Annotated in this window: 18 protein-coding genes; 9 read left to right on the top strand and 9 right to left on the bottom strand. The window is 59.7% G+C overall.

Going from position 1 to position 24309, the window contains the following annotated elements; translation table 11 throughout:
* Nucleotides 1–14: 14 nt before the first annotated feature.
* Together gsiA and iaaA are read right to left on the bottom strand one after the other, a co-directional pair.
* Nucleotides 15–1886 carry a glutathione ABC transporter ATP-binding protein GsiA gene (gsiA, locus tag UTO39_RS08980; protein ID WP_266178457.1) on the bottom strand — a complete coding sequence of 624 codons (1872 nt, stop codon included), beginning with the start codon at nt 1884–1886 and terminating at the stop codon, nt 15–17.
* A gap of 11 nt (nt 1887–1897) precedes the next feature.
* Entirely contained in the window at nt 1898–2836 is a 939-nt protein-coding gene (iaaA, locus tag UTO39_RS08975; RefSeq protein ID WP_151412790.1) for a beta-aspartyl-peptidase, read from the bottom strand.
* Nucleotides 2837–3024: 188 nt separating this feature from the next.
* Between iaaA and moeA the strand changes: the two genes are divergently transcribed.
* Together moeA and moeB are read left to right on the top strand one after the other, a co-directional pair.
* Nucleotides 3025–4257 (top strand): molybdopterin molybdotransferase MoeA, encoded by a 1233-nt coding sequence (gene moeA, locus UTO39_RS08970; protein ID WP_320726992.1) that lies wholly within the window; start codon nt 3025–3027, stop codon nt 4255–4257.
* Nucleotide 4258: 1 nt separating this feature from the next.
* On the top strand, nt 4259–5011 hold the full coding sequence (moeB, locus tag UTO39_RS08965) for a molybdopterin-synthase adenylyltransferase MoeB (RefSeq protein WP_320726991.1): 753 nt from the start codon (nt 4259–4261) through the stop codon (nt 5009–5011).
* An 89-nt stretch (nt 5012–5100) separates the two neighbouring features.
* On the opposite strand, the gene fsa is transcribed toward moeB, so the two are convergent.
* On the bottom strand, nt 5101–5763 hold the full coding sequence (gene fsa, locus UTO39_RS08960; RefSeq protein ID WP_151412788.1) for a fructose-6-phosphate aldolase: 663 nt from the start codon (nt 5761–5763) through the stop codon (nt 5101–5103).
* A gap of 127 nt (nt 5764–5890) precedes the next feature.
* Between fsa and UTO39_RS08955 the strand changes: the two genes are divergently transcribed.
* From UTO39_RS08955 to UTO39_RS08940, 4 genes are all read left to right on the top strand, one after another.
* A complete protein-coding gene (locus UTO39_RS08955; RefSeq protein WP_320726990.1) occupies nt 5891–6790 on the top strand; it encodes a glycyl-radical enzyme activating protein in 900 nt (299 codons plus the stop codon).
* A gap of 4 nt (nt 6791–6794) precedes the next feature.
* A complete protein-coding gene (locus UTO39_RS08950; RefSeq protein WP_320726989.1) occupies nt 6795–9227 on the top strand; it encodes a formate C-acetyltransferase/glycerol dehydratase family glycyl radical enzyme in 2433 nt (810 codons plus the stop codon).
* Between the two features lie 164 nt (nt 9228–9391).
* Nucleotides 9392–10207 (top strand): Cof-type HAD-IIB family hydrolase, encoded by an 816-nt coding sequence (locus UTO39_RS08945; RefSeq protein ID WP_320726988.1) that lies wholly within the window; start codon nt 9392–9394, stop codon nt 10205–10207.
* Between the two features lie 149 nt (nt 10208–10356).
* Entirely contained in the window at nt 10357–11613 is a 1257-nt protein-coding gene (locus UTO39_RS08940) for a DUF1479 domain-containing protein (RefSeq protein WP_320726987.1), read from the top strand.
* Here the strand turns inward: UTO39_RS08940 and UTO39_RS08935 are convergent.
* Nucleotides 11610–12683 carry a LacI family DNA-binding transcriptional regulator gene (locus UTO39_RS08935; RefSeq protein ID WP_320726986.1) on the bottom strand — a complete coding sequence of 358 codons (1074 nt, stop codon included), beginning with the start codon at nt 12681–12683 and terminating at the stop codon, nt 11610–11612. The two genes, UTO39_RS08940 and UTO39_RS08935, sit on opposite strands and share 4 nt — an antisense overlap.
* 288 nt (nt 12684–12971) lie before the next feature.
* Here UTO39_RS08935 and UTO39_RS08930 point away from each other — a divergent pair, with 288 nt between their 5' ends.
* On the top strand, nt 12972–14273 hold the full coding sequence (locus UTO39_RS08930; protein WP_320726985.1) for an MFS transporter: 1302 nt from the start codon (nt 12972–12974) through the stop codon (nt 14271–14273).
* Nucleotides 14274–14290: 17 nt separating this feature from the next.
* Nucleotides 14291–16654: a glycoside hydrolase family 31 protein gene (locus UTO39_RS08925; protein ID WP_320726984.1), complete on the top strand. Its 2364-nt coding sequence runs from the start codon at nt 14291–14293 to the stop codon at nt 16652–16654.
* A gap of 187 nt (nt 16655–16841) precedes the next feature.
* Here UTO39_RS08925 and UTO39_RS08920 read toward each other — a convergent pair whose 3' ends face one another.
* A complete protein-coding gene (locus UTO39_RS08920) occupies nt 16842–18437 on the bottom strand; it encodes an ABC-F family ATPase (RefSeq protein WP_047073790.1) in 1596 nt (531 codons plus the stop codon).
* Nucleotides 18438–18659: 222 nt separating this feature from the next.
* On the opposite strand from UTO39_RS08920, the gene ldtB reads away from it, so the two are divergent.
* The gene (gene ldtB / locus UTO39_RS08915; protein WP_008501186.1) at nt 18660–19580 is read left to right on the top strand and encodes a L,D-transpeptidase; all 921 of its coding nucleotides are present in this window, start codon (nt 18660–18662) and stop codon (nt 19578–19580) included.
* Between the two features lie 43 nt (nt 19581–19623).
* Here ldtB and UTO39_RS08910 read toward each other — a convergent pair whose 3' ends face one another.
* From UTO39_RS08910 to UTO39_RS08895, 4 genes are all read right to left on the bottom strand, one after another.
* Nucleotides 19624–20340 carry a GntR family transcriptional regulator gene (locus UTO39_RS08910; RefSeq protein ID WP_253541322.1) on the bottom strand — a complete coding sequence of 239 codons (717 nt, stop codon included), beginning with the start codon at nt 20338–20340 and terminating at the stop codon, nt 19624–19626.
* 11 nt (nt 20341–20351) lie between these two features.
* On the bottom strand, nt 20352–21677 hold the full coding sequence (locus tag UTO39_RS08905; protein ID WP_320726983.1) for a PTS transporter subunit EIIC: 1326 nt from the start codon (nt 21675–21677) through the stop codon (nt 20352–20354).
* A 51-nt stretch (nt 21678–21728) separates the two neighbouring features.
* A complete protein-coding gene (locus UTO39_RS08900; protein ID WP_320726982.1) occupies nt 21729–23105 on the bottom strand; it encodes a glycoside hydrolase family 1 protein in 1377 nt (458 codons plus the stop codon).
* Between the two features lie 149 nt (nt 23106–23254).
* The gene (locus UTO39_RS08895; RefSeq protein ID WP_320726981.1) at nt 23255–24295 is read right to left on the bottom strand and encodes an aldo/keto reductase; all 1041 of its coding nucleotides are present in this window, start codon (nt 24293–24295) and stop codon (nt 23255–23257) included.
* Between the last annotated feature and the right edge of the window lie 14 nt (nt 24296–24309).

Below are 24309 nucleotides of genomic sequence, written 5' to 3'. Positions count from 1 at the left end.
CTGCCTGTTGTAAGTTATAACCGTGAGAAGGCATTGTCCTGGCGCGGGGGAGCCACGAAGTGGCCCGGACCAACCTCACGCAGCGTGACGCGCTCCATGGCTTCGCCGCGTTTACGTATGTTGCTCGGCATCTCATCCTGCAGCAGCACGCGCTGGCCGTGGCGGTGCGCGGGATCGGCAACCGGGACCGCCGCAATAAGCTTGCGGGTGTAAGGGTGCTGCGGGTTCTCAAACACCGCCCTTCGCGGGCCAATCTCCACGATTTGCCCCATGAACATCACCGCCACGCGATGGCTGATGCGCTCGACCACCGCCATATCGTGCGAGATGAACAGGAAGGCAATCCCCATATCCCGCTGTAAATCCAGCAACAGGTTGATAATTTGCGCCCGGATCGAGACATCCAGCGCCGAGACGGACTCATCGGCAATCACCACCTTCGGGTTCAGCGCCAGCGCGCGGGCGATGCAGATACGCTGCCGCTGCCCGCCGGAAAACTCGTGCGGATAGCGCCAGGCGTGTTCCGGCTTCAGGCCAACGCGCTCCAGCAGCCAGGCAACGCGACGCTGCGCCGCCTCGCCGTCGAGCAGGTTATGCACCCGCAGCGGCTCCATAATTGAGTACCCTACCGTATGGCGCGGGTCGAGAGAGGCATACGGATCCTGGAAGATAAACTGAATATCCCGGCGGACCGCCTGTAATTTATTATCCGGCAGGGTGTCGATACGTTCACCGTTAAAGGTTATCGTCCCCTCCTGCGTCTCCACGAGCCGGAGCAGCGCCCGCCCGGTGGTGGATTTCCCGCAGCCGGACTCCCCTACCAGCGCCAGCGTTTCACCCGGCCAGAGATCGAAACTGACGTTTTCCACCGCATGCACTTCGCGCTTCAGGCGGTTGAAAATTCCGCTGCGCAGCGGAAAGCGGGTTACCAGATTGCGCACTTCGAGTATCGGTTTGCCCGGCACCACGGTGTCCTGCTCGCGTTCATCCTCCTGCGGCTCTGTCGCCTCCAGGGAAATCAGCGGAAAGCGGCGCGGCAAATCGCTGCCGTTCATCGCCCCAAGGCGCGGCACCGCCGCCAGCAGCGCTTTGGTGTAAGGATGCACGGGAGCATGGAAAATCTGCTCGACCGCGCCGGTTTCCACAGCATTGCCCTTGTGCATCACCAGCACCCGATCGGCGATGTCGGCGACCACGCCCATATCGTGGGTGATGAAAATCACCCCCATCTCCATCTCCTGCTGCAGCACTTTGATGAGCTGCAGGATCTGCGCCTGAATCGTCACGTCCAGCGCCGTCGTTGGCTCATCGGCGATCAGCACCGCCGGACGGCAGGAGAGCGCCATGGCAATCATCACCCGCTGGCGCATGCCGCCGGAAAGCTGATGCGGGTAGCGCCCCAGAATGGCCTGCGCCTCTGGAATGCGCACCAGCTCCAGCATCCGTCGGGCCTCTTTGAGCGCCTCATCGCCGCTCAGCCCCTGATGCAGCCGGATGGACTCGGCAATTTGCTCCCCGACCGGGAAAACCGGGTTGAGCGAGGTCATCGGCTCCTGGAAGATCATCGCGATATCCGCCCCGCGCACGCCCTGCATCTGCGCGTCGCTTAGCTCGTTTAAATCGATGACCTGACGGTTACGGCGGCGCAGGAGCATTTTCTCGCTGCTGATTTGCCCGCCCGTCTGTTCCAGCAGGCGCATCAGCGCCAGCGCGGTGACCGATTTACCGGAACCGGACTCGCCGACAATCGCCAGCGTCTCGCCGCGCCTGAGCGAGAACGATAAATTCTGTACTGCGGGGATGAACTGCCGCTCTTCCTGAAACGCAATATTCAGCTGATGGACAGCCAGTACCTCGCGGTTGTCCAGTTCTTCAGTGTGCGGCACGCGCTGCCCCCTTATTCACGATAGATGCCCGTGCTCGGCTCATCACCGGCGTAACCCCAGGCGCGATACATCCCTTCGCTGTTGAACGGCAGGGCCACGTTGCCCTCACGATCGACCGCAATCAGCCCGCCGACGCCGCCCAGGGCAGGTAATTTTTCCATCACCACCCGCTCGCAGGCCTCGCTCAGGCTTAAACCGCCGTAATCCATCAGCGCGGTGATGTCGTAGGCCGCGAGGGCGCGAATAAACACTTCCCCGGTGCCGGTACAGGACACCGCTGCCGTGGCGTTATTGGCATAGCAGCCCGCGCCCGGCAGCGGGCTGTCGCCGACGCGTCCGGGGAGCTTGTTGGTCATGCCGCCCGTTGACGTGGCCGCCGCGAGGTTGCCGGCTTTATCAAGCGCCACCGCGCCGACCGTGCCCATTTTGGTGGTTTCATCCAGCGGCGCAGCATGGTCAAGCTGCGTCATGCCCGCCGTACGGGCTTCCAGCAGCTGCTGATAGCGTTCTTCCGTGGAAAACAGCTCCGGCGATACCGGTTCCATTCCGTGCTCATAGGCAAATTTTTCCGCCCCGGCGCCCGCCAGCAGAACGTGCGGGCTCTCCTCCATCACCAGACGCGCCGCCAGCACCGGATTTCGCAGATGGCTCACGCCCGCCACGGCGCCCGCCTTCAGGGTGACGCCGTCCATCACGCAGGCGTCCAGCTCGTGGGTTTCATCCCGGGTAAAGACCGAACCGATTCCGGCATTAAAGAGCGGACACTCTTCCAGCAGACGCACCGCCTCGGTGACCACATCCAGCGCGCTCTCGCCCGCTTCCAGCATTTTCTGGCCCGTTTCCACAATGGCGTACAGCGCGTCAATGTAGCGTTTTTCCTGCTCGGGACTGAGCTGTGCACGGGTGATTGCCCCTGCGCCGCCATGAATTGCGATTACCGCATTAACCATTCGCATCACCCGTTAGCCTGATTCGCGGCTTTTTCTATAAATATCATTATCGTCGATGAAACTTCAGATGATTTTTGAATATAGAAAGACGCAACAGTGATGTAAAGCGTACACCCATCGGGTCATACAGTTAGCCGCACTTTTCTGCCATAATGGACGCTTTCGTTGTTACTCCGCAGGAGCCCACCATGGATTTTACCGCCGGACTTATGCCGCTTGAGACGGCACTCTCGCAGATGCTTGACCGTATTTCTCCGCTGCATGACGTTGAGACGCTGCCGCTTGTGCGCTGTTTTGGTCGTATTGCCGCGCGCGATATCGTCTCGCCGATGAACGTGCCGGGGTTCGATAATTCCGCGATGGACGGTTACGCGGTGCGCCTGGCGGATCTCCAGACGGACAACGCCCTGCCGGTGGCGGGTAAAGCCTTTGCGGGCCAGCCGTTTAGCGGCGAATGGCCGGCGGGCACCTGCGTGCGCATTATGACCGGCGCGCCGGTTCCGGCTGACTGCGACGCCGTGGTGATGCAGGAAGAGACCGAACAGACCGACGACGGGGTGCGTTTTACCGCCAGCGTCAAAGCGGGTCAGAATATCCGCCGTACCGGCGAGGACATTACCCTTGGCGCAACGGTCTTTGCCGCCGGGCAGAAGCTGACGGCAGGTGAACTGCCGGTGCTGGCATCGCTCGGCATCGCCGAAGTCGACGTTTTCCGTAAGGTCCGCGTGGCGGTCTTCTCCACCGGCGACGAGCTGCAGCTTCCGGGCCAGCCGCTGCAGGATGGTCAGATTTACGATACCAACCGTCTGGCGGTGCACCTGATGCTGGAGCAGCTGGGCTGCGAGGTGATTAACCTCGGCATTATTCCAGACGATCCGGAAAAACTGCGCGCCGCGTTTATCGAGGCGGATAATGCCGCCGACGTAGTCATCAGCTCCGGCGGCGTATCGGTTGGCGAAGCGGATTACACCAAAACCCTTCTTGAAGAGCTGGGCGAAATCGCCTTCTGGAAGCTGGCGATCAAGCCGGGTAAACCATTCGCCTTTGGCAAGCTTCCGCACAGCTGGTTCTGCGGCCTGCCGGGTAACCCGGTCTCTGCGGCACTCACCTTCTACCAGCTGGCGATCCCGCTGCTGGCGAAGCTTTCCGGCAACAAAGCCAGCCCGCTACCGGAACGCCTGCGCGTGCGTGCCGCCACGCGTCTGAAAAAATCACCGGGCCGTCTCGATTTCCAGCGCGGCATTCTGGCGCGCAACGCGGACGGCGAGCTTGAAGTGAGCACCACCGGCCACCAGGGCTCGCATATTTTCAGCTCCTTCAGCCAGGGCAACTGCTTTATCGTGCTGGAGCGCGAGCGCGGCAGCGTGGAAGCAGGTGAATGGGTTGAGGTCGAGCGCTTTAACCACCTTTTCGGAGGCTAACATGACGGTGGAGCTGAGCGACCAGGAGATGATGCGCTACAACCGCCAGATCGTGCTGCGCGGGTTTGACTTTGAGGGCCAGGAAGCGCTTAAGGCAGCCAATGTGCTGGTCGTCGGTCTCGGCGGGCTGGGCTGCGCGGCCGCGCAGTACCTTGCCGCAGCGGGCGTTGGCAGAATGACGCTGCTGGATTTCGATACCGTGTCGGTGTCCAACCTGCAGCGCCAGACGCTGCACTGCGACGCGACGGTGGGCCAGCCAAAAGTGGAATCCGCCCGCACGGCGCTGGCGCGCATTAACCCTCATTGTGAATTCACCCTGATTGACGCCATGCTGGATGACGACGCCTTGTCCGCGCAGATTGTGCAGCACGACCTGGTGCTGGACTGCACCGACAACGTGGCGATTCGTAACCAGCTGAACGCGGGCTGTTTTGCCCATAAAACCCCGCTGGTTTCCGGCGCGGCCATCCGTATGGAGGGGCAAATCAGCGTCTTTACCTACGCCGACGGTGAACCCTGCTACCGCTGCCTGAGCCGCCTGTTCGGCGAGAATGCACTCACCTGCGTCGAGGCGGGCGTGATGGCGCCGCTCGTTGGCGTAATTGGTTCGTTACAGGCGATGGAAGCGATCAAAGTCCTGGCGCGCTACGGCACGCCAGCGGCGGGGAAAATCGTGATGTATGACGCGATGACCTGCCAGTTCCGCGAGATGAAGCTGATGCGTAATCCGGGGTGTGAGGTTTGTGGAGGTTAAAGCAAACGGCAACCTTAAGGTTGCCGTTTTAGTGTTTGCTCCCTCTCCCTGTGGGAGAGGGTTGGGGTGAGGGCATCAGGCCGCACCCATCAAATCGACGTCCGTCCAAACGCCCCCTGCCAGTCCTGCTCAAACTTCACGATCGCCGCATCCACCGCAGGGGAAGTAATAAACTGCTGCGCCACGTCCAGCGGCAGCGTGATGGACTCGCACCCTGCCAGCAGGCAGTCCAGCGCCTGACGCGGGGTCTTGAAGCTCGCGGCCAGCACCTTTGACTGCGGCGCGTGCAGCGTCAACAGCTGCTGCAGCTCAATCACGGTTTGAATCCCGTCCCCGCCCTGCGCGTCCACGCGGTTGACGTAAGGGGCGACATACTCTGCTCCCGCCAGGGCTGACAGCATCCCCTGCGCGGCGCCGTACACCGCCGTGCCCAGCGTCGGGATCCCTTCCGCTTTCAGCATTTTAATGGCCGCCAGCCCTTCCGCGGTCACCGGCACCTTCACCACCAGGTCGTTAATGATAGCGCGCAGCTTGCGCGCGTCTTCCACCATCCCTTCGGCGGTGGTTGCCATTACCTGTGCAAACAGACGACCCTTACCGCCCATCGCGTCATGCAGCGCGGGCAGCAGCTCGTCGAGCGGCGTTTTACCTGCCGCCACAATGCTTGGGTTGGTGGTCACGCCCGCCAGCGGGAAGATACGCGCCAGCTTTTTGACTGCCGCAACGTCAGATGTGTCGAGATAAAGTTCCATGATGTCACCCTCAAAATTAGCCTGCACTTACCCTAGCACGATAAAACCTGCTCAAGAGTTGACCTGCATCAAGATAACTTTCATTCGAAAGTAATTTAATCTTCATATGCAACCTGAGGGCAAAAGTATGATCTTCAATATTCAGCGTTACTCCACTCACGACGGCCCCGGTATTCGAACCGTGGTGTTCCTGAAAGGCTGCTCGCTGGGCTGTCGCTGGTGCCAGAACCCGGAAAGCCGCTCCCGCAGCCGGGACGTGCTGTTTGACGCACGCCTGTGTCTGGAAGGCTGCGACCTGTGCCAGCTGGCGGCGCCGGGCTGTATCGAACGCGCGCTCAATGGCCTGGTTATCCACCGCGAAAAGCTGAGTGAAGAGACGCTTAATGCCCTCACCGACTGCTGCCCGACGCAGGCGCTTACCGTCTGCGGTGAAGAGCAGCAGGTGGACGAGATAATGGCCACCGTGCTGCGCGACAAACCTTTCTACGACCGCAGCGGCGGCGGGATCACCCTCTCCGGCGGCGAACCGTTTATGAACCCGGCGCTGGCGCACGCCCTGTTTAAGGCCAGCCACGAACAGGGGATCCACACCGCCGTGGAAACCTGCCTTCACGTGCCGTGGCACTATATTGAGCCGTCATTACCGTACGTCGATCTGTTCCTCGCCGACCTGAAGCACGTCGACGGTGAAGTGTTCAAGCAGTGGACGGACGGCTCGGCCAAACGGATCCTGGACAACCTGAAGCGCCTCGCCGCCGCCGGGAAAAAGATCACCATTCGCGTGCCGCTGATCCAGGGCTTTAACGCTGATGAAGCGTCCATCACCGCCATTACCAACTTCGCCGCCGATGAACTTGGCGTCGACGATATTCATTTTCTGCCGTATCACACGCTGGGCATGAACAAATATACCCTGCTCGGCCAACCCTACTCTGCCCCTGACAAACCGCTGGATAACCCTGCCCTGCTGGACTTCGCGCAGCAGTACGCCTGCCAGAAAGGGTTAACCGCGACCTTACGAGGATAAACCTATGACCACCCTGAATCTCAACACTCTCAGCGAACGTATTAAAGCGCATAAAATGGCGCTGGTGCATATCGTCAAGCCGCCGGTCTGCACCGAGCGCGCGCAGCATTACACCGAAATGTACCAGCAGCACATGGACAAACCGATCCCGGTGCGTCGCGCCCTGGCGCTGGCGCATCACCTGGCGGAACGTACCATCTGGATCAAGCACGACGAGCTGATTATCGGCAACCAGGCAAGCGAAGTGCGCGCCGCGCCGATCTTCCCGGAATACACCGTCTCCTGGATTGAGAAAGAGATTGACGATCTGGCGGACCGTCCGGGCGCGGGCTTTGCGGTGAGCGAAGAGAACAAGCGCGTGCTGCATGAAATCTGCCCGTGGTGGCGCGGCCAGACGGTGCAGGACCGCTGCTACGGCATGTTCACCGACGAGCAGAAAGGCCTGCTGGAAACCGGCATCATTAAAGCCGAAGGCAATATGACCTCCGGCGACGCGCACCTGGCTGTGAACTTCCCGCTGGTGCTGGAAAAAGGTCTCGACGGCCTGCGCGCCAAAGTGGCCGAGCGCCGCTCGCGCATCAACCTGACGGTGCTGGAAGACCTGCACGGCGATCAGTTCCTGAAGGCAATTGATATCGTGCTGGAAGCCGTCAGCCTGCACATCAAACGCTTCGCCGACCTGGCGCGTGAGATGGCGTCTACGGAAACCCGCGAAAGCCGCCGCGACGAGCTGCTGGCGATGGCGGAAAACTGCGACGTGATTGCCCACGAGCCGCCAAAAACCTTCTGGCAGGCGCTGCAGCTGTGCTACTTCATTCAGCTGATCCTGCAGATTGAGTCCAACGGCCACTCCGTCTCCTTCGCGCGTATGGACCAATACCTGTACCCGTTCTACCGCCGCGACGTGGAGCTGGACCAGAGCCTGGACCGCGAGCACGCCATCGAGCTGCTGCACAGCTGCTGGCTGAAGCTGCTGGAAGTGAACAAGATCCGCTCCGGCTCGCACTCCAAGGCCTCCGCCGGTAGCCCGCTGTACCAGAACGTCACCATCGGCGGCCAGAAGCTGGTCAACGGTGAGCCGATGGACGCGGTCAACCCGCTCTCCTACGCGATTCTGGAGTCCTGCGGTCGCCTGCGCTCCACCCAGCCGAACCTGAGCGTGCGCTACCACGCGGGCATGAGCAACGACTTCCTCGACGCCTGCGTGCAGGTGATCCGCTGCGGCTTCGGGATGCCGGCGTTCAACAACGATGAAATCGTGATCCCGGAATTCATCAAGCTCGGCGTTGAACGCGACGACGCCTATGACTACGCGGCCATCGGCTGTATCGAAACCGCGGTGGGAGGCAAGTGGGGCTACCGCTGCACCGGCATGAGCTTTATCAACTTTGCCCGCGTGATGCTCGCCGCGCTGGAAGGCGGCCGCGACGCCACCAGCGGCAAGGTGTTCCTGCCGCAGGAGAAAGCGCTCTCTGCCGGCAACTTCAATAACTTCGAGGAAGTGATGGCGGCGTGGGACAGCCAGATCCGCTACTACACCCGCAAATCCATCGAGATCGAGTACGTGGTGGACACCATGCTGGAGGAGAACGTCCATGACATTCTCTGCTCGGCGCTGGTGGACGACTGCATCGAGCGTGCGAAAAGCATCAAGCAGGGCGGCGCGAAGTATGACTGGGTCTCCGGCCTGCAGGTGGGTATCGCCAACCTTGGCAACAGCCTGGCGGCGGTGAAAAAGCTGGTGTTTGAGCAGGGCGCTATCGGTCAGCAGCAGCTGGCGGCCGCCCTGGCGGATGACTTCGACGGGCTGACCCACGAGCAGTTGCGTCAGCGTCTGATCAACGGCGCGCCGAAGTACGGCAACGACGACGACAGCGTGGACATGCTGCTGACGCGCGCCTACCAGACCTACTTCGAGGAGCTGAAGCAGTACCACAACCCGCGCTACGGCCGCGGCCCGATTGGCGGTAACTACTATGCTGGCACCTCCTCGATTTCCGCAAACGTGCCGTTTGGCGCGGCAACGATGGCGACCCCGGACGGACGTAAGGCGCATACCCCGCTGGCGGAAGGGGCAAGCCCGGCCTCCGGTACGGACCACCTCGGCCCGACGGCGGTGATCGGCTCGGTCGGTAAACTGCCTACCGAGGCGATCCTGGGCGGCGTGCTGCTAAACCAGAAGCTGAACCCGTCGACGCTGGAAAACGACAGCGATCGCCAGAAGCTGATGGTGCTGCTGCGTACCTTCTTCGAGGTGCATAAGGGCTGGCATATTCAGTACAACATTGTCTCCCGCGAAACGCTGCTGGAAGCGAAAAAACACCCGGACCAGTATCGCGACCTGGTCGTGCGCGTGGCGGGCTACTCGGCGTTCTTCACCGCCCTGTCGCCGGATGCGCAGGACGATATTATTGCGCGTACTGAGCATACGCTGTAAAAAAACGCCCGGTGGCGCTGCGCTTACCGGGCCTACAATTCTCCCCGTAGGCCGGGTAAGGCGAAGCCGCCACCCGGCTTTCTGACTTTCATTCGAAATAAATTTGTGCTCCCCGTCACCTTGTTATTAGAATGTTTCAAAACGCAGTGACCCAGGAGCACAGTATGACCGTTAAAGTTATCGTCACCGATATGGACGGAACTTTCCTTGATGATGCCAAGCAGTACGATCGTGACCGCTTCCAGGCACAGTTTGAGCAGCTTAAATCCCGCGGTATCGAATTCGTTGTCGCCAGCGGCAACCAGTATTACCAGCTCATCTCCTTCTTCCCCGAGCTGAAAGATCAGATCTCCTTCGTGGCGGAAAACGGCGCGCTGGTGTTCGACCACGGCGAACAGGTGTTCCACGGCGAGCTGACCCGCCATGAGTCGCAGATCGTTATTGGCGAACTGCTGAAAGACAAAGGGCTGAACTTTGTAGCCTGCGGTCTGGAGAGCGCCTACGTGAGCGACAAAGCCCCGGACGCCTTCGTGGCGCTGATGTCAAAGCACTATCACCGCTTAAAGCGCATCAGCGATTACCGCGAAATTGACGACGTGCTGTTTAAGTTCTCCCTGAACCTGCCGGACAGCGATATCCCCAACCTGGTCGATAAACTGCACGTCTCCCTGGAAGGCATCATGAAGCCGGTTACCAGCGGCTTTGGTTTTGTCGATTTGATTATCCCCGGCCTGCACAAAGCCAACGGCATTAGCCGCCTGCTGAAACGCTGGAAAATCTCCCCACAGGAGTGCGTCGGCATTGGCGACAGCGGCAACGATGCCGAGATGCTGAAGCTGGTAAAATACTCTTTTGCCATGGGCAACGCGGCGCAGAGCATTAAAGAAATCAGCCGCTACAGCACCGACGACAACAACCATCAGGGCGCGCTGAACGTGATTCAAGCCGTGCTCGACAACCACTCTCCTTTCGACGTCTGATCCTTTCCTCGCCGGAGCCTCGCTCCGGCCTCTCACTCTTTTTCCGTCCTGTGGCTTGCGTCAAGTTTTTAAACTTGCATTAACTTATTTTTAACTTAAAGTATCACTTGTAGACATTTTTACTTTCGAATGAAAGATGCGAGGCAGCTATGACCTTTACCAGTGAAACCTTGCCAGCGGACCACAAAGCGGCAATCCGTCAGTTAAAACGTGAGTTACGCGCGCAGATCGGCGACGTGCAGGCGGTGTTTAATAAGCTCAGCGATAAAATTGCCACCCGCGTGGCGGAGATCAACGCCCTTAAAAACAAAGGTGAATCCGTCTGGCCGGTGATTCCGTTTGCAGATGTGAAAAACGGCACGATTACCGACGCACAGCGCGAGGCCGTTAAGCGCCGCGGCTGCGCGGTGATTAAAGGTCACTTCCCGCGCGAGCAGGCGCTGGCGTGGGATCGGTCGATGCTCGACTACCTCGACCTGAACAAGTTTGACGAGGTGTACAAAGGGCCGGGCGACAACTTCTTCGGCACCTTAACCGCCTCCCGTCCGGAGATTTACCCCATTTACTGGTCCCAGGCGCAAATGCAGGCGCGCCAGAGTGAAGAGATGGCGCAGGTGCAGTCGTTTCTGAACCGTTTATGGACATTCGAGAGCAACGGCAAACGGTGGTTCGACCCGGACGTGAGCGTGATTTACCCGGACCGCATCCGCCGCCGCCCGCCGGGAACCACCTCAAAAGGGCTGGGCGCGCACACCGACTCCGGCGCGCTGGAGCGCTGGCTGCTGCCGGCCTATCAGCAGGTGTTTGCCCGCGTGTTTGACGGCAACGTCGAGAAATACGATCCGTGGAACGCCGCGCACCGCACCGAAGTGGAAGAGTACACCGTGGATAACACCACCAAGTGCTCAGTGTTCCGCACCTTCCAGGGCTGGACGGCGCTGTCGGACATGATCCCCGGCCAGGGGCTGCTGCACGTGGTGCCGATCCCGGAAGCGATGGCCTATATACTGCTGCGTCCGCTGCTGGACGACGTGCCGGAAGATGAACTCTGCGGCGTCGCGCCGGGGCGCGTGCTGCCGATTTCCGAGAAATGGCACCCGCTGCTTGTCGAGGCGCTGACCAGCATTCCGGCGCTGGAGGCGGGCGATTCCGTGTGGTGGCACTGCGACGTGATCCACTCCGTCGCGCCGGTGGAAAATCAGCAGGGCTGGGGCAACGTGATGTACATCCCCGCCGCGCCAATGTGCGAGAAAAACCTCGCCTACGCGAAAAAGGTCAAGGAAGCGCTGGAAACCGGCGCGTCGCCGGGAGACTTCCCGCGCGAGGATTATGAAAAAAGCTGGCAGGACCGCTTTACCGTGAACGATCTCAACATCCACGGCAAGCGCGCGCTGGGCATGGCTTAACTGTCGTACAGCCCTTCCCGCTCCACGGCGGTGCGTCGTTTCCCCTGACGTATCCGCCGTACCGACTCCCGCACGGCCAGCGTGCCGTTTAGCAGCAGTGTCCCTACCGGCGCGTCCGGGCGCATCAGCCGCTGCTGGAGCATATGCACCGCTTCCGTTCCCAGCTCGTCGCGGGGAACATGCACCGCCGTTAAGGGCACATCCTGAATCGCCGCCAGATTAAAGCCGTCGATGCTCATGACCGAGACGTCCTGCGGCACGCGCAGACTGTGATTTTGCAGCGCGCTGATGGTGCCTGCCGCCATAAAGTCCCCGCCTACCAGAAACGCCGTCGGCAGGTCTTTTCCCTGCTGCTGTTTAAGCCACTCGCTTACCAGCTGCTCCGTCTCTCTGGCGCTGAAGCTTGGCACCACCAGCAGGTCGCGCCTGTCGTTAAACCTGAGATTATGGGCGTGCCACGCGTCGCGGATCCCCGCCAGGCGCAGCTCCATGGTGTAGCGACGCAGGCACAGCACGTTCATCACCTCGCGGTGCCCCATCTCGAAGAGGTACTCCGCCGCCCGCTCGCCAATGGCGCGATGATCCGGGGCGACGGCAGGCAGGCGCATGCGGCGGTCCCGGCAGTTAATCAGCATGCAGGGTTTCCCCACGTCCACCGCCAGATCGTGGATATGCGGATCGTCGATACCGAGCAGAATGGCCGCCTGGGTATCCGGCTCGTTCATGCGTGCCAGAAAAATCTGGGCGTCGCTGTCGTTCTCCTCCAGCGCGCAGTAGCGCAGCCGAACCTCGTGCGAGGCAAGCCCTTTGCTCACGCTCTGGATCACGCGATAGTAAAAGATGTCGGACCGCTCGTCGAAGGCACGCTGAGGGGCAAAAACCACCAGGCTGTTAAGCAGCAGACGCCCTGCCGCCATGCCGTCCATCACCCCCAGCTCTCGCGCGCACGCCAGCACCTTAGCCCGCGCCTTTTCGCTGGTATTCGCTTTGCCTGCCAGCACGCGGGAAACCGTGCTGATGGAGAGCTGCGTACGGGCCGCGATTTCGGTGATTTTTAGCCTTTTGTCCATTTTGTGATCTGGCTCCATTTGCGAAATGAAAAATTTTTCATAGCGTATTCGTCAGGCAATAGCTGACATAAAGGCCATCATGCCAGAGGGTTTGCGTCAGTTATGAGAAATTTTGCACAAAATCCACTTTTGCCCTCTCATTTTCTTCCCTAAGGTGAACTTGTCACACAGCTTCCATACTAGTTGTATAGCAACTTAAGCATTCTAAGCGGATAGAAATCAAAGGCATAACAATCTGTGTGACACCTGAACCTCCGTCCCCTTACCGTCCGTCTTGTGGAGAGTAAAATGAGTCAGGACATCAATAACACCGTTGCGACAAGCAAAACCCGTCGCGTCATCAAGAACCTGCGCTGGTACGTGCTGGTGCTGTTCTTACTTGGCGTCACCGTTAACTACATTACCCGAAACTCGCTCGGGATCCTCGCCCCGGAGCTGAAAGAGAGCCTCGGCATCACCACCGAGCAGTACTCCTGGATAGTCGGCGCGTTCCAGATTGCCTACACCATTTTCCAGCCCCTGTGCGGCTGGCTGATTGACGTTATCGGCCTGAAGATTGGCTTTATGGTCTGCGCCGGGATCTGGGCGCTGATGTGTATCTTCCACGCGGGCGCCGGAAGCTGGCTGCACCTGGCAATTCTGCGCTTCTTTATGGGGGCTTCTGAGGCCGCCGCCACTCCGGCGAACGCCAAAACCATCGGCGAATGGTTCCCGAAATCCGAACGCCCCGTTGCCGCCGGCTGGGCGGGCGTGGGCTTCTCCATCGGCGCGATGCTGGCCCCGCCTATCATCTACTTTGCTCACGCGTCGTTCGGCTGGCAGGGCGCGTTTATGTTTACCGGCGTGCTGGCGCTGCTGTGGGTGATCCTCTGGTGGGCGTTTTACCACAACCCGGAGCAGCACCCGAACCTGAGTAAGGACGAGCTGGCGTTTATCAAACAGGATAACGAACCCGCACCGGTCAAGCTGCCCTTCCTGACCGCGCTGAAAACCGTCTCGAAAAACAAACGCTTCTACGGTATCGCCATCCCGGCCTTTATGGCAGAACCCGCCTGGGCAGTGCTGAGCTTCTGGGTGCCGCTGTACCTCGCCAAAGAGCACGGCATGGACCTGAAGCAGATTGCGATGTTTGCCTGGCTGCCGTTCCTCGCCGCCGACCTCGGCAGCGTGGCAAGCGGCTACCTGACGCGCCTGTACACCCGCTGGTTCGGCTGCTCCCGCGTGAACTCGGTCGTCGCAAGCTCCGTCACCGGCGCGTTCCTGATGATTTCTCTGGCCATCGTCGCCGTGACCCGCGATCCGTATATCACCATCGTGCTGATCTCCATCGGCGGCTTCGGGCACCAGATCATCTCCTGCATGCTGAGCGCCCTGGTCGTGGAGTCGTTCGACAAAGGCCAGATGGCGACCGTCAACGGCATGCGCGGCTCGGCGGCGTGGATCGCCAGCTTCCTGTTCTCGCTGTTAATCGGGGTGACCGCCGACAAGATCGGCTTTAACCCGCTCTTTATTGCCATGGGCTTCTTTGACCTGATTGGCGCTCTCTTCCTGGTAGCATTTATTGCTGAACGTCGCGCCAAGCGCGCCTGATAGTGGATGTATTGCATATGAAAACCCTGAAAAACTGGACCGTTGACACGCAGTCGGCAAACCATCTTGAGCTGCTGGTGGATAACCAGCACCGCCTGTGCCTGTATGTGCTGGAAGAGAACCTGTTCCGCGTGCTGATTAAGCGCAAAGGCGAGCTGGCGCTGGACCGCACCTGGAGCATCGCGCCGGAAAAAGACGTGCCGTGGGAAGGACGCCGTCGTGACGACTTAAGCGGTTTCTCCTGCCCGGCATGGACCCTGACGCAGCAGGATGACGCAGTGACGGTGGCAACGGAGCAGCTGCGCGTGACCGTCCACCAGCCGCTGTGGATGGAGTGGCACTACCGCAATGACGCAGGCGAGTGGCAGCCGCTGGTCAACGACCGCCCGACCAGCGCCTACCTGCTGAACGCCCACGGCGACGGCGTGGCGCACTATCTGAGCCGCCGCAAGGACGAGCGTTTCTACGGCCTGGGCGAGAAAGCGGGCGATCTGCAGCGCAACGGCAAGCGCTATGAGATGCGCAACCTCGACGCAATGGGGTACAACGCGGCCAGCACCGACCCGCTCTACAAGCACATCCCGTTCACTATCGCCCGCCGCGACGATGTGAGCTACGGCCTGTTCTACGACAACCTGAGCAGCTGCTGGCTGGATCTGGGCAACGAAATCGACAACTACCACACCGCCTACCGCCGCTGGCAGGCGGAAGCGGGCGATATTGATTACTACATTTTTACCGGCAAGCGCTTGCTGGACGTGACCAAAGCCTTCGTGCGCCTGACCGGGAAAACGCTGTTCGGGCCGAAGTGGAGCCTGGGCTACAGCGGCTCGACCATGCACTACACCGACGCGCCGGACGCGCAAAACCAGCTGATGAACTTCATCCGCCTGTGCGAAGAGCACGCCATTCCATGCGACTCGTTCCAGCTCTCCTCCGGCTATACCTCCATCAACGGCAAGCGCTACGTCTTCAACTGGAACTATGACAAGGTGCCGCAGCCGAAGGTGATGAGTCAGGCCTTCCACGACGCGGGGCTGAAGCTTGCGGCCAACATCAAGCCGTGCCTGCTGCAGGATCATCCGCGCTATAGCGAAGTGGCGGAGAGCGGCCTGTTCATCCGTGATTCAGAAACCGACGCGCCTGAACGTTCCAGCTTCTGGGATGACGAAGGCTCGCACCTCGACTTTACCAACCCGCAGACGGTGCAGTGGTGGCAGAACGGCGTCACTACCCAGCTGCTGGAGATGGGTATCGACTCCACCTGGAACGACAACAACGAGTATGAAGTGTGGGACGGGGAAGCGCGCTGTTACGGCTTCGGCAAAGAGATCGCCATCAAGCACATTCGCCCGGTGATGCCGCTGCTGATGATGCGCGCCTCGCTGGAAGCGCAGCAGCGTTTCGCGCCGGAAAAACGTCCGTATCTCATCTCCCGCTCCGGCTGCGCCGGGATGCAGCGCTACGTCCAGACCTGGAGCGGCGATAACCGCACTAACTGGGACACCCTGCGCTATAACATCCGCATGGGGCTGGGCATGAGCCTGTCCGGGCTGTTCAACGTCGGCCACGACGTGGGCGGTTTCTCCGGCGACAAGCCGGACGCCGAGCTGTTCGTGCGCTGGGTGCAGAACGGCGTGATGCACCCGCGCTTTACCATTCACTCGTGGAACGATGACCACACCGTGAACGAGCCGTGGATGTACCCGGGCGTCACACCAGCCATTCGCGGCGCGATTGAGCTACGCTATCGCCTGCTGCCGTACTTCTACACCCTGCTCTGGCAGGCGCACGCCGACGACGAGCCGATGCTGCGCCCGACCTTCCTCGACCACGAGCACGACGCGCAGACCTTCGAAGAGTGCGATGACTTCCTGCTGGGCCGCGACCTGCTGGTGGCAAGCGTCGTTGAAGCCGGGCAGCGCGAGCGCCGCGTGTGGCTGCCGGATAACGACACCGGCTGGTACGATTTTTACACTCACGCGTGGTATGCGGGCGGCCAGTCGATCGTTCTCGACGCGCCGCTGGAAAAACTGCCGCTGCTGGTGCGCGCCGGTGCCGGTCTGCCGCTGAGCGAGCGCATTACCCACGTCTCCGCTGAAAAAGACAATACCCGCGAACTGAAGCTGTTCCCGGTGAAAGGCGTGGGCACAACCTCCGGGCTGCTGTTTGAAGACGACGGCGAAAGCTGGGGCTACCAGAACGGCAATGCGCTGTGGGTGGAGTGGGAAATGGTGTGCGACGGTACAACCATCAATTTGAAGGTCAACGCGCGCGGGGATTATCGTCCGGCGTGGAAGGCGCTGAAGGTGTCGCTGCCTGTAGGGGAAAAACGTACGCTGCGGGTGAACGGGGCTGAAGGGGGAGAGTGGGTGGTGTAGTGCGGCCTGATGCCCTCACCCTAACCCTCTCCCACGGGGAGAGGGAATAAAGGCACGACGCTTTTCCCTAAGTATTTCGCGCTGCAGGAAGGCGGCAAACCTGTGAATCCCCGGGAGCTTACATAAGTAAGTGACCGGGGTGAACAGGTGAAGCCAACGCATCTGCAGCGTGAAAGACGACGGGAAATTAGCCGTCGATACCTTTACTGCGCAGATAATCTTCGTAATTACCGGTGAAGTCCACCACGCGCTCTGGCGTAATTTCGATCACGCGGGTCGCCAGCGAGCTGACGAACTCACGGTCGTGAGAGACGAAGATCAGGGTGCCCTGATACATCTCCAGCGCCATGTTCAGCGATTCGATAGATTCCATGTCCAGGTGGTTAGTCGGTTCGTCCATCACCAGGATGTTTGGTTTTTCCATCATCAGCTTGCCGAACAGCATGCGGCCCTTCTCACCACCGGAGAGCACTTTAGCCGGCTTTTTGATGTCGTCCTGGCTGAACAGCAGGCGACCCAGAATGCTGCGCACCGCCTGCTCGTCGTCGCCTTCCTGCTTCCACTGGCTCATCCAGTCAAAGACGGTCAGATCGTTTTCGAACTCGTACTCATGGTCCTGCGCGTAGTAGCCGATCTGCGCGTTTTCAGACCACTTCACGGTGCCGTTGTCCGGCTGCAGTTCACCCACCAGGGTTTTCAGCAGGGTAGATTTACCCACGCCGTTGGCGCCCAAAATGGCAATCTTCTCGCCCACTTCCAGCAGCAGATTGAAGTTTTTAAACAGCGGGCCTTCATCGAAGCCTTTGGTAAGCGCTTCCACTTCCAGCGCGTTACGGAACAGCTTCTTGTCCTGCTCGAAGCGGATGAACGGGTTCTGACGGCTGGAGGCTTTCACTTCTTCCAGCTTGATTTTGTCGATCTGACGGGCACGGGAAGTCGCCTGACGCGATTTAGAGGCGTTGGCGCTGAAGCGGCTGACGAAGGACTGCAGGTCCGCAATCTGCGCTTTCTTCTTGGCGTTATCCGCCAGCAGACGCTCACGCGCCTGGGTGGCCGCCGTCATGTATTCGTCGTAGTTGCCCGGATACACGCGCAGCTCGCCGTAGTCCAGATCCGCCATGTGCGTACAGACCATGTTCAGGAAGTGACGGTCGTGCGAGATGATGATCATGGTGCTGTCGCGGTCGTTCAGCGTCTGCTCCAGCCAGCGGATGGTGTCGATGTCCAGGTTGTTCGTCGGTTCGTCAAGCAGCAGGATGTCCGGGTTAGAGAACAGCGCCTGCGCCAGCAGCACGCGCAGCTTCCAGCCTGGGGCGACTTCGCTCATCGGGCCGTAATGCTGTTCAACCGGAATGCCCACGCCCAGCAGCAGTTCGCCCGCACGCGCTTCCGCAGAGTAACCGTCCATTTCGCCGTACTGGGTTTCCAGATCGGCCACTTTATAGCCGTCTTCTTCGCTCATTTCGGCCAGCGCGTAAATGCGATCGCGCTCCTGCTTCACTTCCCACAGCTCCGCGTGCCCCATGATCACGGTGTCGAGTACGGTGAACTCTTCAAAGGCGAACTGATCCTGACGCAGCTTACCGATGCGCTCGTTAGGGTCGAGCGACACGTTGCCGAGCGTTGGCTCCAGGTCACCGCCGAGGATCTTCATGAAGGTGGATTTTCCGCTACCGTTGGCGCCAATCAGGCCGTAACGGTTGCCGCCGCCAAATTTGACGGAAATGTTTTCGAACAGCGGCTTACTGCCAAACTGCATAGTGACGTTGCTGGTAACTAACACGGGGAGATTCCTGCGAAAAGTGTGATAAACACGGCATTATGCCACAATTCCGAATTGAGATCCCGTGTTGCGGCAATCCACTAAACTTTAACAAAATCGAAAAAAATGTGATTTCGTACACATCTGAATTCCCTGTGAGCGGGAATGCACATATAATGCGCTCCCATCACAGATTCAGACTTATCAACTCATCGCCAGAATGGCTTAGATACCTCGCACAACATGAACATGAAATTAACAACGCTTTTTGCGGCGGCGTTAGCCGTAGTAGGTTTTTGTAAGACCGCGTCTGCGGTGACGTATCCCCTGCCGACAGACGGAAGCCGTCTGGTGGGTCAAAACCAGGTGGTGACGGTGCCTGAGGGTAACTCTCAGCCGCTGGAGTATTTCGCCGCGCAGTACCAGCTGGGCCTGTCTAACATGCTGGAAGCGAACCCGGGCGTTGACCCGTATCTGCCAAAAGCGGGTACCGTGCTGAATATTCCTCAGCAGCTGATCCTGCCGGATACCGTTCATGAAGGCATCGTGATCAACAGCGCCGAAATGCGTCTGTATTACTACCCGAAAGGCACCAACACCGTTATCGTGCTGCCAATCGGTATCGGCCAGCTGGGCAAAGACACACCGCTGAACTGGACCACCAAAGTAGAGCGTAAGAAAGCGGGCCCAACCTGGACGCCGACCGCCAAAATGCACGCGGAATACATCGCTGCGGGTGAGCCGCTGCCCGCCGTTGTACCAGCCGGCCCGGATAACCCGATGGGCCTGTACGCGCTGTACATTGGCCGCCTGTACGCCATCCACGGCACCAACGCCAACTTCGGTATCGGCCTGCGCGTAAGCCACGGCTGCGTGCGCCTGCGTAACGACGACATTAAGTTCCTGTTCGAAAACGTGCCGGTCGGTACCCGCGTGCAGTTCATCAACGAACCGGTGAAAGCGACCTCTGAGCCAGACGGCAGCCGCTACATTGAAGTACACAACCCGCTGTCTACCAGCGAAGACCAGATCAACAACAACGAGATCGTCCCGATTACGCTGAACAGCGCGGTGCAGTCCGTGACCTCTCAGCCTGACGTCGAAACCACCATCGTCGACCAGGCGATTCAAAACCGTTCCGGTATGCCGGTTCGTTTGAATTAACAGAGAAACATTAAAAAAGCGGGTTTCGATACCCGCTTTTTTTTTACCCGTTATTCACGATAACAACCCCGCCGTGGTCGTACCGATAGTGGCAGTGGGCATACTCCAGCGCTGTGCCGTCCTCCAGATAAATCACCTGCTCCACTTCCAGCACCGGATCGGTTTGCTCGCAGACCAGATGCTCCCTGTCCAGCGCGTTTGGCTTTAGCGCCCGCACCACCCGGTACGACCCCATAATTTTCAGCCCCAGCGTCTCCTGAACGTACTGAAACACCGAACCTTCAAGATGGCTTTTCGTCAGGCCGGGCACCAGATTCATCGGCATCACCGTGGAATCCAGCGACATCGGTTCACCGTTTAATAAGCGCAGGCGAATAAAGTCATAGACAGGCGCATCGGCGTTAATCATCAGCGACGCCTGCTCTTTCTCGTTCGGGAAGCGCAGCTCAAAATGCACCACCTGGCTGGTGACCGTGCCCAGATGTTCCCAGGTTTTGGTGGCACCGAAGTAGTCGCTGCCGGAGAGGTCCCACTGCGAGAGCTGGAGGAAATTTTTACGGATGAACGTGCCCTGGCCCTGACGGGTGTAGACCAGCCCTTCGACGATCAGCTGGCGCATCGCCTGCTGGATGGTCATCCGGCTGGTGCTGAACTCCGCCGCCAGCGCAAACTGGTCCGGCAGGGGTTCGTTGGCGGCGTACTGCTGGCTGATAATGCGTTTCTTAATTTCCCGCGCTATGGTGATGTACTTCGCCGCCATCGTCCTTCCTTTCAGTTAGTTTCTATCCCGCTGTTTTTCAACGCCACTCGCTCGGCAATCTTGAGGAAAGGCAGGTAGAAGAATACACCAAATACGATGATTGCCAACTGCACCACCACCGCCCGCCAGTCCCCCGCCGTCGCCAGCCAGGCGCTAAGGATCGGCGGCGTGGTCCACGGGATCATCACCACGCAGCGGGACATTAGCCCCAGCGTGGTGCAGAGCCAGGCAAAGTAAATACCGATGGCGGGCAGCAGCACAAACGGGATCATCAGCGGCAGGTTAAAGACGATCGGCAGGCCGAAAATCACCGGCTCGTTGATGTTGAACAGGCCAGGCGCCAGCGACAGACGCGCCACCTGCTTCGCCGATTGTTGCCGCGAGAAGATAAAGATGGCGATCAGCAGCGAGATCGTGCTGCCCGTGCCGCCCACCATGCCAAACGTCGGCACGAAAATGTTGTTGATGATATGCGGGATGGGCTGTCCGTTGGCGAAGGCCAGCATGTTCTCGTTGGTGTTGATCAGCAGGAACGGCTCCAGCACCACGCTGTTCACCACCGACTGGTGAATACCGAGCGTGAACAGGAAGTTGCCGAAGCTGTAGATGAAAATCGTCCCCGGCAGGCTGGTGTTGATCAGCCGCAGCGGCTGCTGGATGAAGGTGGTGATCAGGTGGATCAGATCCGTGTGCAGCACGTTTGCCAGCAGCGCCGCCAGCACGGCGAACACCGACAGCGTAAGAATGGTTGGGATCAGCGCGGTAAAGGATTGGCTGACCGCCGGGGGCACGTTCTCCCCCAGCGAAATGTGCAGCGCCTTCAGCCGCGAAATGGCGATAAACAGCTCCGTTGAGAGCAGCCCGATCAGCACCCCGGCGAAAATCCCGGTTGAGCCGATATTGGCGAACGTCAGCACCTGGGTGACGCTCACCGCGGCGTCGCTGCCGACGGGCGTAATCTGTAAGCGCATCGGCATCATGATGATAAAACTGCTGACGGCGATAACCACTGCCGAGACCGGATTGTCGAAATCTTTGTTGCGCGCCAGCGACCAGGCAATCATCGGTGCCAGCAGCAGCGCGGCAATGTTCAGCGTGCCGTTGACGATCGCCTCGCCCCACACCTTAAACTGTGTGAGCGTGTCGCCCTCAAAAATCCACGGGAACACCACGTTGTTCACCAGCACCGCCAGACCGGCGAGGATGAAAATCGGCATCACCGTGGCGAAGGCGTCGCGCAGGGAGCGCAGGTGCACCTGGTTTGCCAGGCGCGCCGAGAACTCAACAAATTTATCGACAAAAGACTGCATGTGCGGTGTTATTTTTGCTTCAGACATAGCGGATAGTTCCCATCAATCAGTCACAAAAACGGCCCGGCAGCGTACGGCTTACATCTCGCGTCCGTTGGTATGAATAACCTGTTTTAACCACGCGTAGCTTTTCTTCGGCACGCGCCTGAGGTCTTTCAGGTCGTGGTTTTCCCGGTTGACGTACACAACGCCGTAGCGCTTACGCATGTCGCCCTGGGAGCTGAGAATGTCGATTAACCCCCAGCCGAGGTAGCCGATCACCTCTGCCCCGTCCTCGAACATCGCCTCCTTCATGGCCTCGATATGCGCCCGGTGATAGTCAATGCGGTAGGTGTCCTCAATCGGGTTCACGCCGTCCCAGGACTCAATCACCCCTATGCCGTTTTCGATCGGGAAGACCGGCATGCGCCAGTCGTTGGCGTAGCGGGTGATGATGGTGCGAAAGCCCAGCGGATCGATCTGCCAGTTCCACTCGGTGGCCTTCAGGTACGGGTTATTTTTCTCGCCGTGCAGCAGGTAATAGTTCACCGGCGTGCCTTCCGGTATGGCGTCGCTGTCCAGCGTTTTGCTGGCGTAGTAGCTGAAGGCCATAAAGTCGTTTCTGGTGCGCGCCAGCAGTGCTAAATCCTCGGCGCGGTAGATATCGCCAAAACCCTCCTGCTCCACCACCGCCATCACCGCCGGGCTGTAGCCCTGACCGGCAAAGACGCGCAGCAGGTTCTGGTTGAGGAATTCGTCATACTGCTGGGCGCAGAAGATATCGCGCGGCTTGCAGGTGGCCGGATAGATCAGCTGGTGCGCCAGCATGCCGCCCATCAGCTGGCCCGGTTTTGTCTGGTGCAGGTACTCGGTCAGCGCCATGTGCGCCACCATCGCATGGTGCTGAAGCTCATAAAGCTCGCGCAGGGTTTGCTCCCCTTTCATGTAGCCGGAAATGCGGAACGCTTCCGGCATATGGAAGATGTTCTGCTCGTTAAAGGTCAGCCAGTACTTCACGCGGTCGCCGAAGCAGTCGATCATCTTTTTGCCGTAGCGGATAAAGGCCTCCATCACGCGGCGGTCGTTGAAGCCGTTGTACTCCTGCGCCAGCGCCAGCGGCATGTCGAAGTGGTAGAGGCAGACCATCGGCTCGATGCCGCGGGCAATCAGATCGTCGATAAAGCGGTCGTAAAACGCGATGCCCTCGTCGTTGAACGCGCCGTCACCCTGCGGACAGACGCGGCTCCACGAGATCTGAAAGCGGTAGCAGTTCATGCCCAGATCCTGCATCAGGTCGAAATCTTCCCGGTAGCGGTGGTAGGAGTCGGTTGCCACTTTCCAGTCGGAGATATTCTCCCCGGCTTCGCGAATGTCGTAGACCGACATGCCCTTCCCGCCCTCGTTCCAGGCCCCTTCCGTCTGCATGCTGGACACCGAGTTGCCCCATAAAAAGTTGGCCGGCAGCGATTTATTCATGCTCTCTCCCTATATGACTAGTCATTTAAAATTTCATGACTAGTCATATAGGCGAAGATGAAATTTGGATCAAAGGTAAGGATCGTTTTTTGTGAGCAGTGCGGGAAAAAAAGCCCCGGCAGGCGAAGCGCCACCGGGGATGAGGAGGGTTATTGTTGCGCCAGCTGGCTGCGGCGATATTCGCCCTGCCGCTCCAGCATCCAGCCCGGATATTCGCGCGGCAATGCGCTGACGGCATCCAACTGCTTAAGCTCGTCTTCGCTTAAGCGGATCCTGGTCGCGGCAATGTTGTCGTCCAGCTGATCGACGCGTTTCGCACCAATAATCACGCTGGTTACCGCTTTCTGATGCAGCAGCCACGCCAGGGCGATTTGCGCGACGGAGGCGCCTTTGCCTTCGGCAATCGTGCGCATTACGTCCACGCAGTCGAAGGCGCGCTCTTTATTCACCGGCGGGAAGTCGAACTCCAGACGGCGGCCTCCGGTTTCGCTCTGCCCGTCGCGGCCATATTTTCCGCTCAGCAGGCCGCCCGCCAGCGGGCTCCAGACCATCAGCCCAACGCCTTCGCTTTGCATCATCGGCACCAGCTCGCGCTCAAGATCGCGCCCGGCGATGGTGTAGTACGCCTGCAGCGACGCGAAACGCGCCAGCCCGAGGCGTTCAGAGATACCGAGCGCTTTGGCAATCTGCCATGCCGCCCAGTTCGAGACGCCGATGTAGCGCACGTGGCCGTGCTGCACCAGGTTATCCAGCGCATAGAGCGTCTCTTCAATCGGCGTTGCGGGGTCAAAGCCGTGAAGCTGGTAGAGATCGATATGATCGAGCTGCAGTCGGCGCAGGCTCTCCTTCACGCCGCTGATAATGTGATACCGCGAGCTGCCGCGCGAGTTCACTCCCGCGGTGCCGGTTTCACCGAACACTTTGGTGGCAACCACCACATTTTCGCGCGGAACGTTGAGGTTTTTCAGCGCCCGCCCGAGGATCTCCTCCGAGCGCCCTTCCGAGTAAACGTCGGCGGTGTCGATGAAGTTGATCCCGGCATCCAGCGCGCGGCCCACCAGCTGCTCGGCTTCGCTCTGCTGCAGCTGGCCAATTTTGCCCCACATGCCGCCTTCACCGCCGAAGGTCATGGTGCCGAGGCAGAGTTCAGAAACAAACAGACCGGTATTGCCCAGTTTTTGATAACGCATAAGTCATTCCTCGC

It is taken from the genome of Enterobacter sp. 118C5 (assembly GCF_034107645.1).
In the GTDB taxonomy this organism is placed as follows: Bacteria; Pseudomonadota; Gammaproteobacteria; order Enterobacterales; family Enterobacteriaceae; genus Enterobacter; species Enterobacter nematophilus.
Note: the sequence above shows the minus strand (reverse complement) of the source record. Positions and strands in the feature narration are given on the sequence as shown.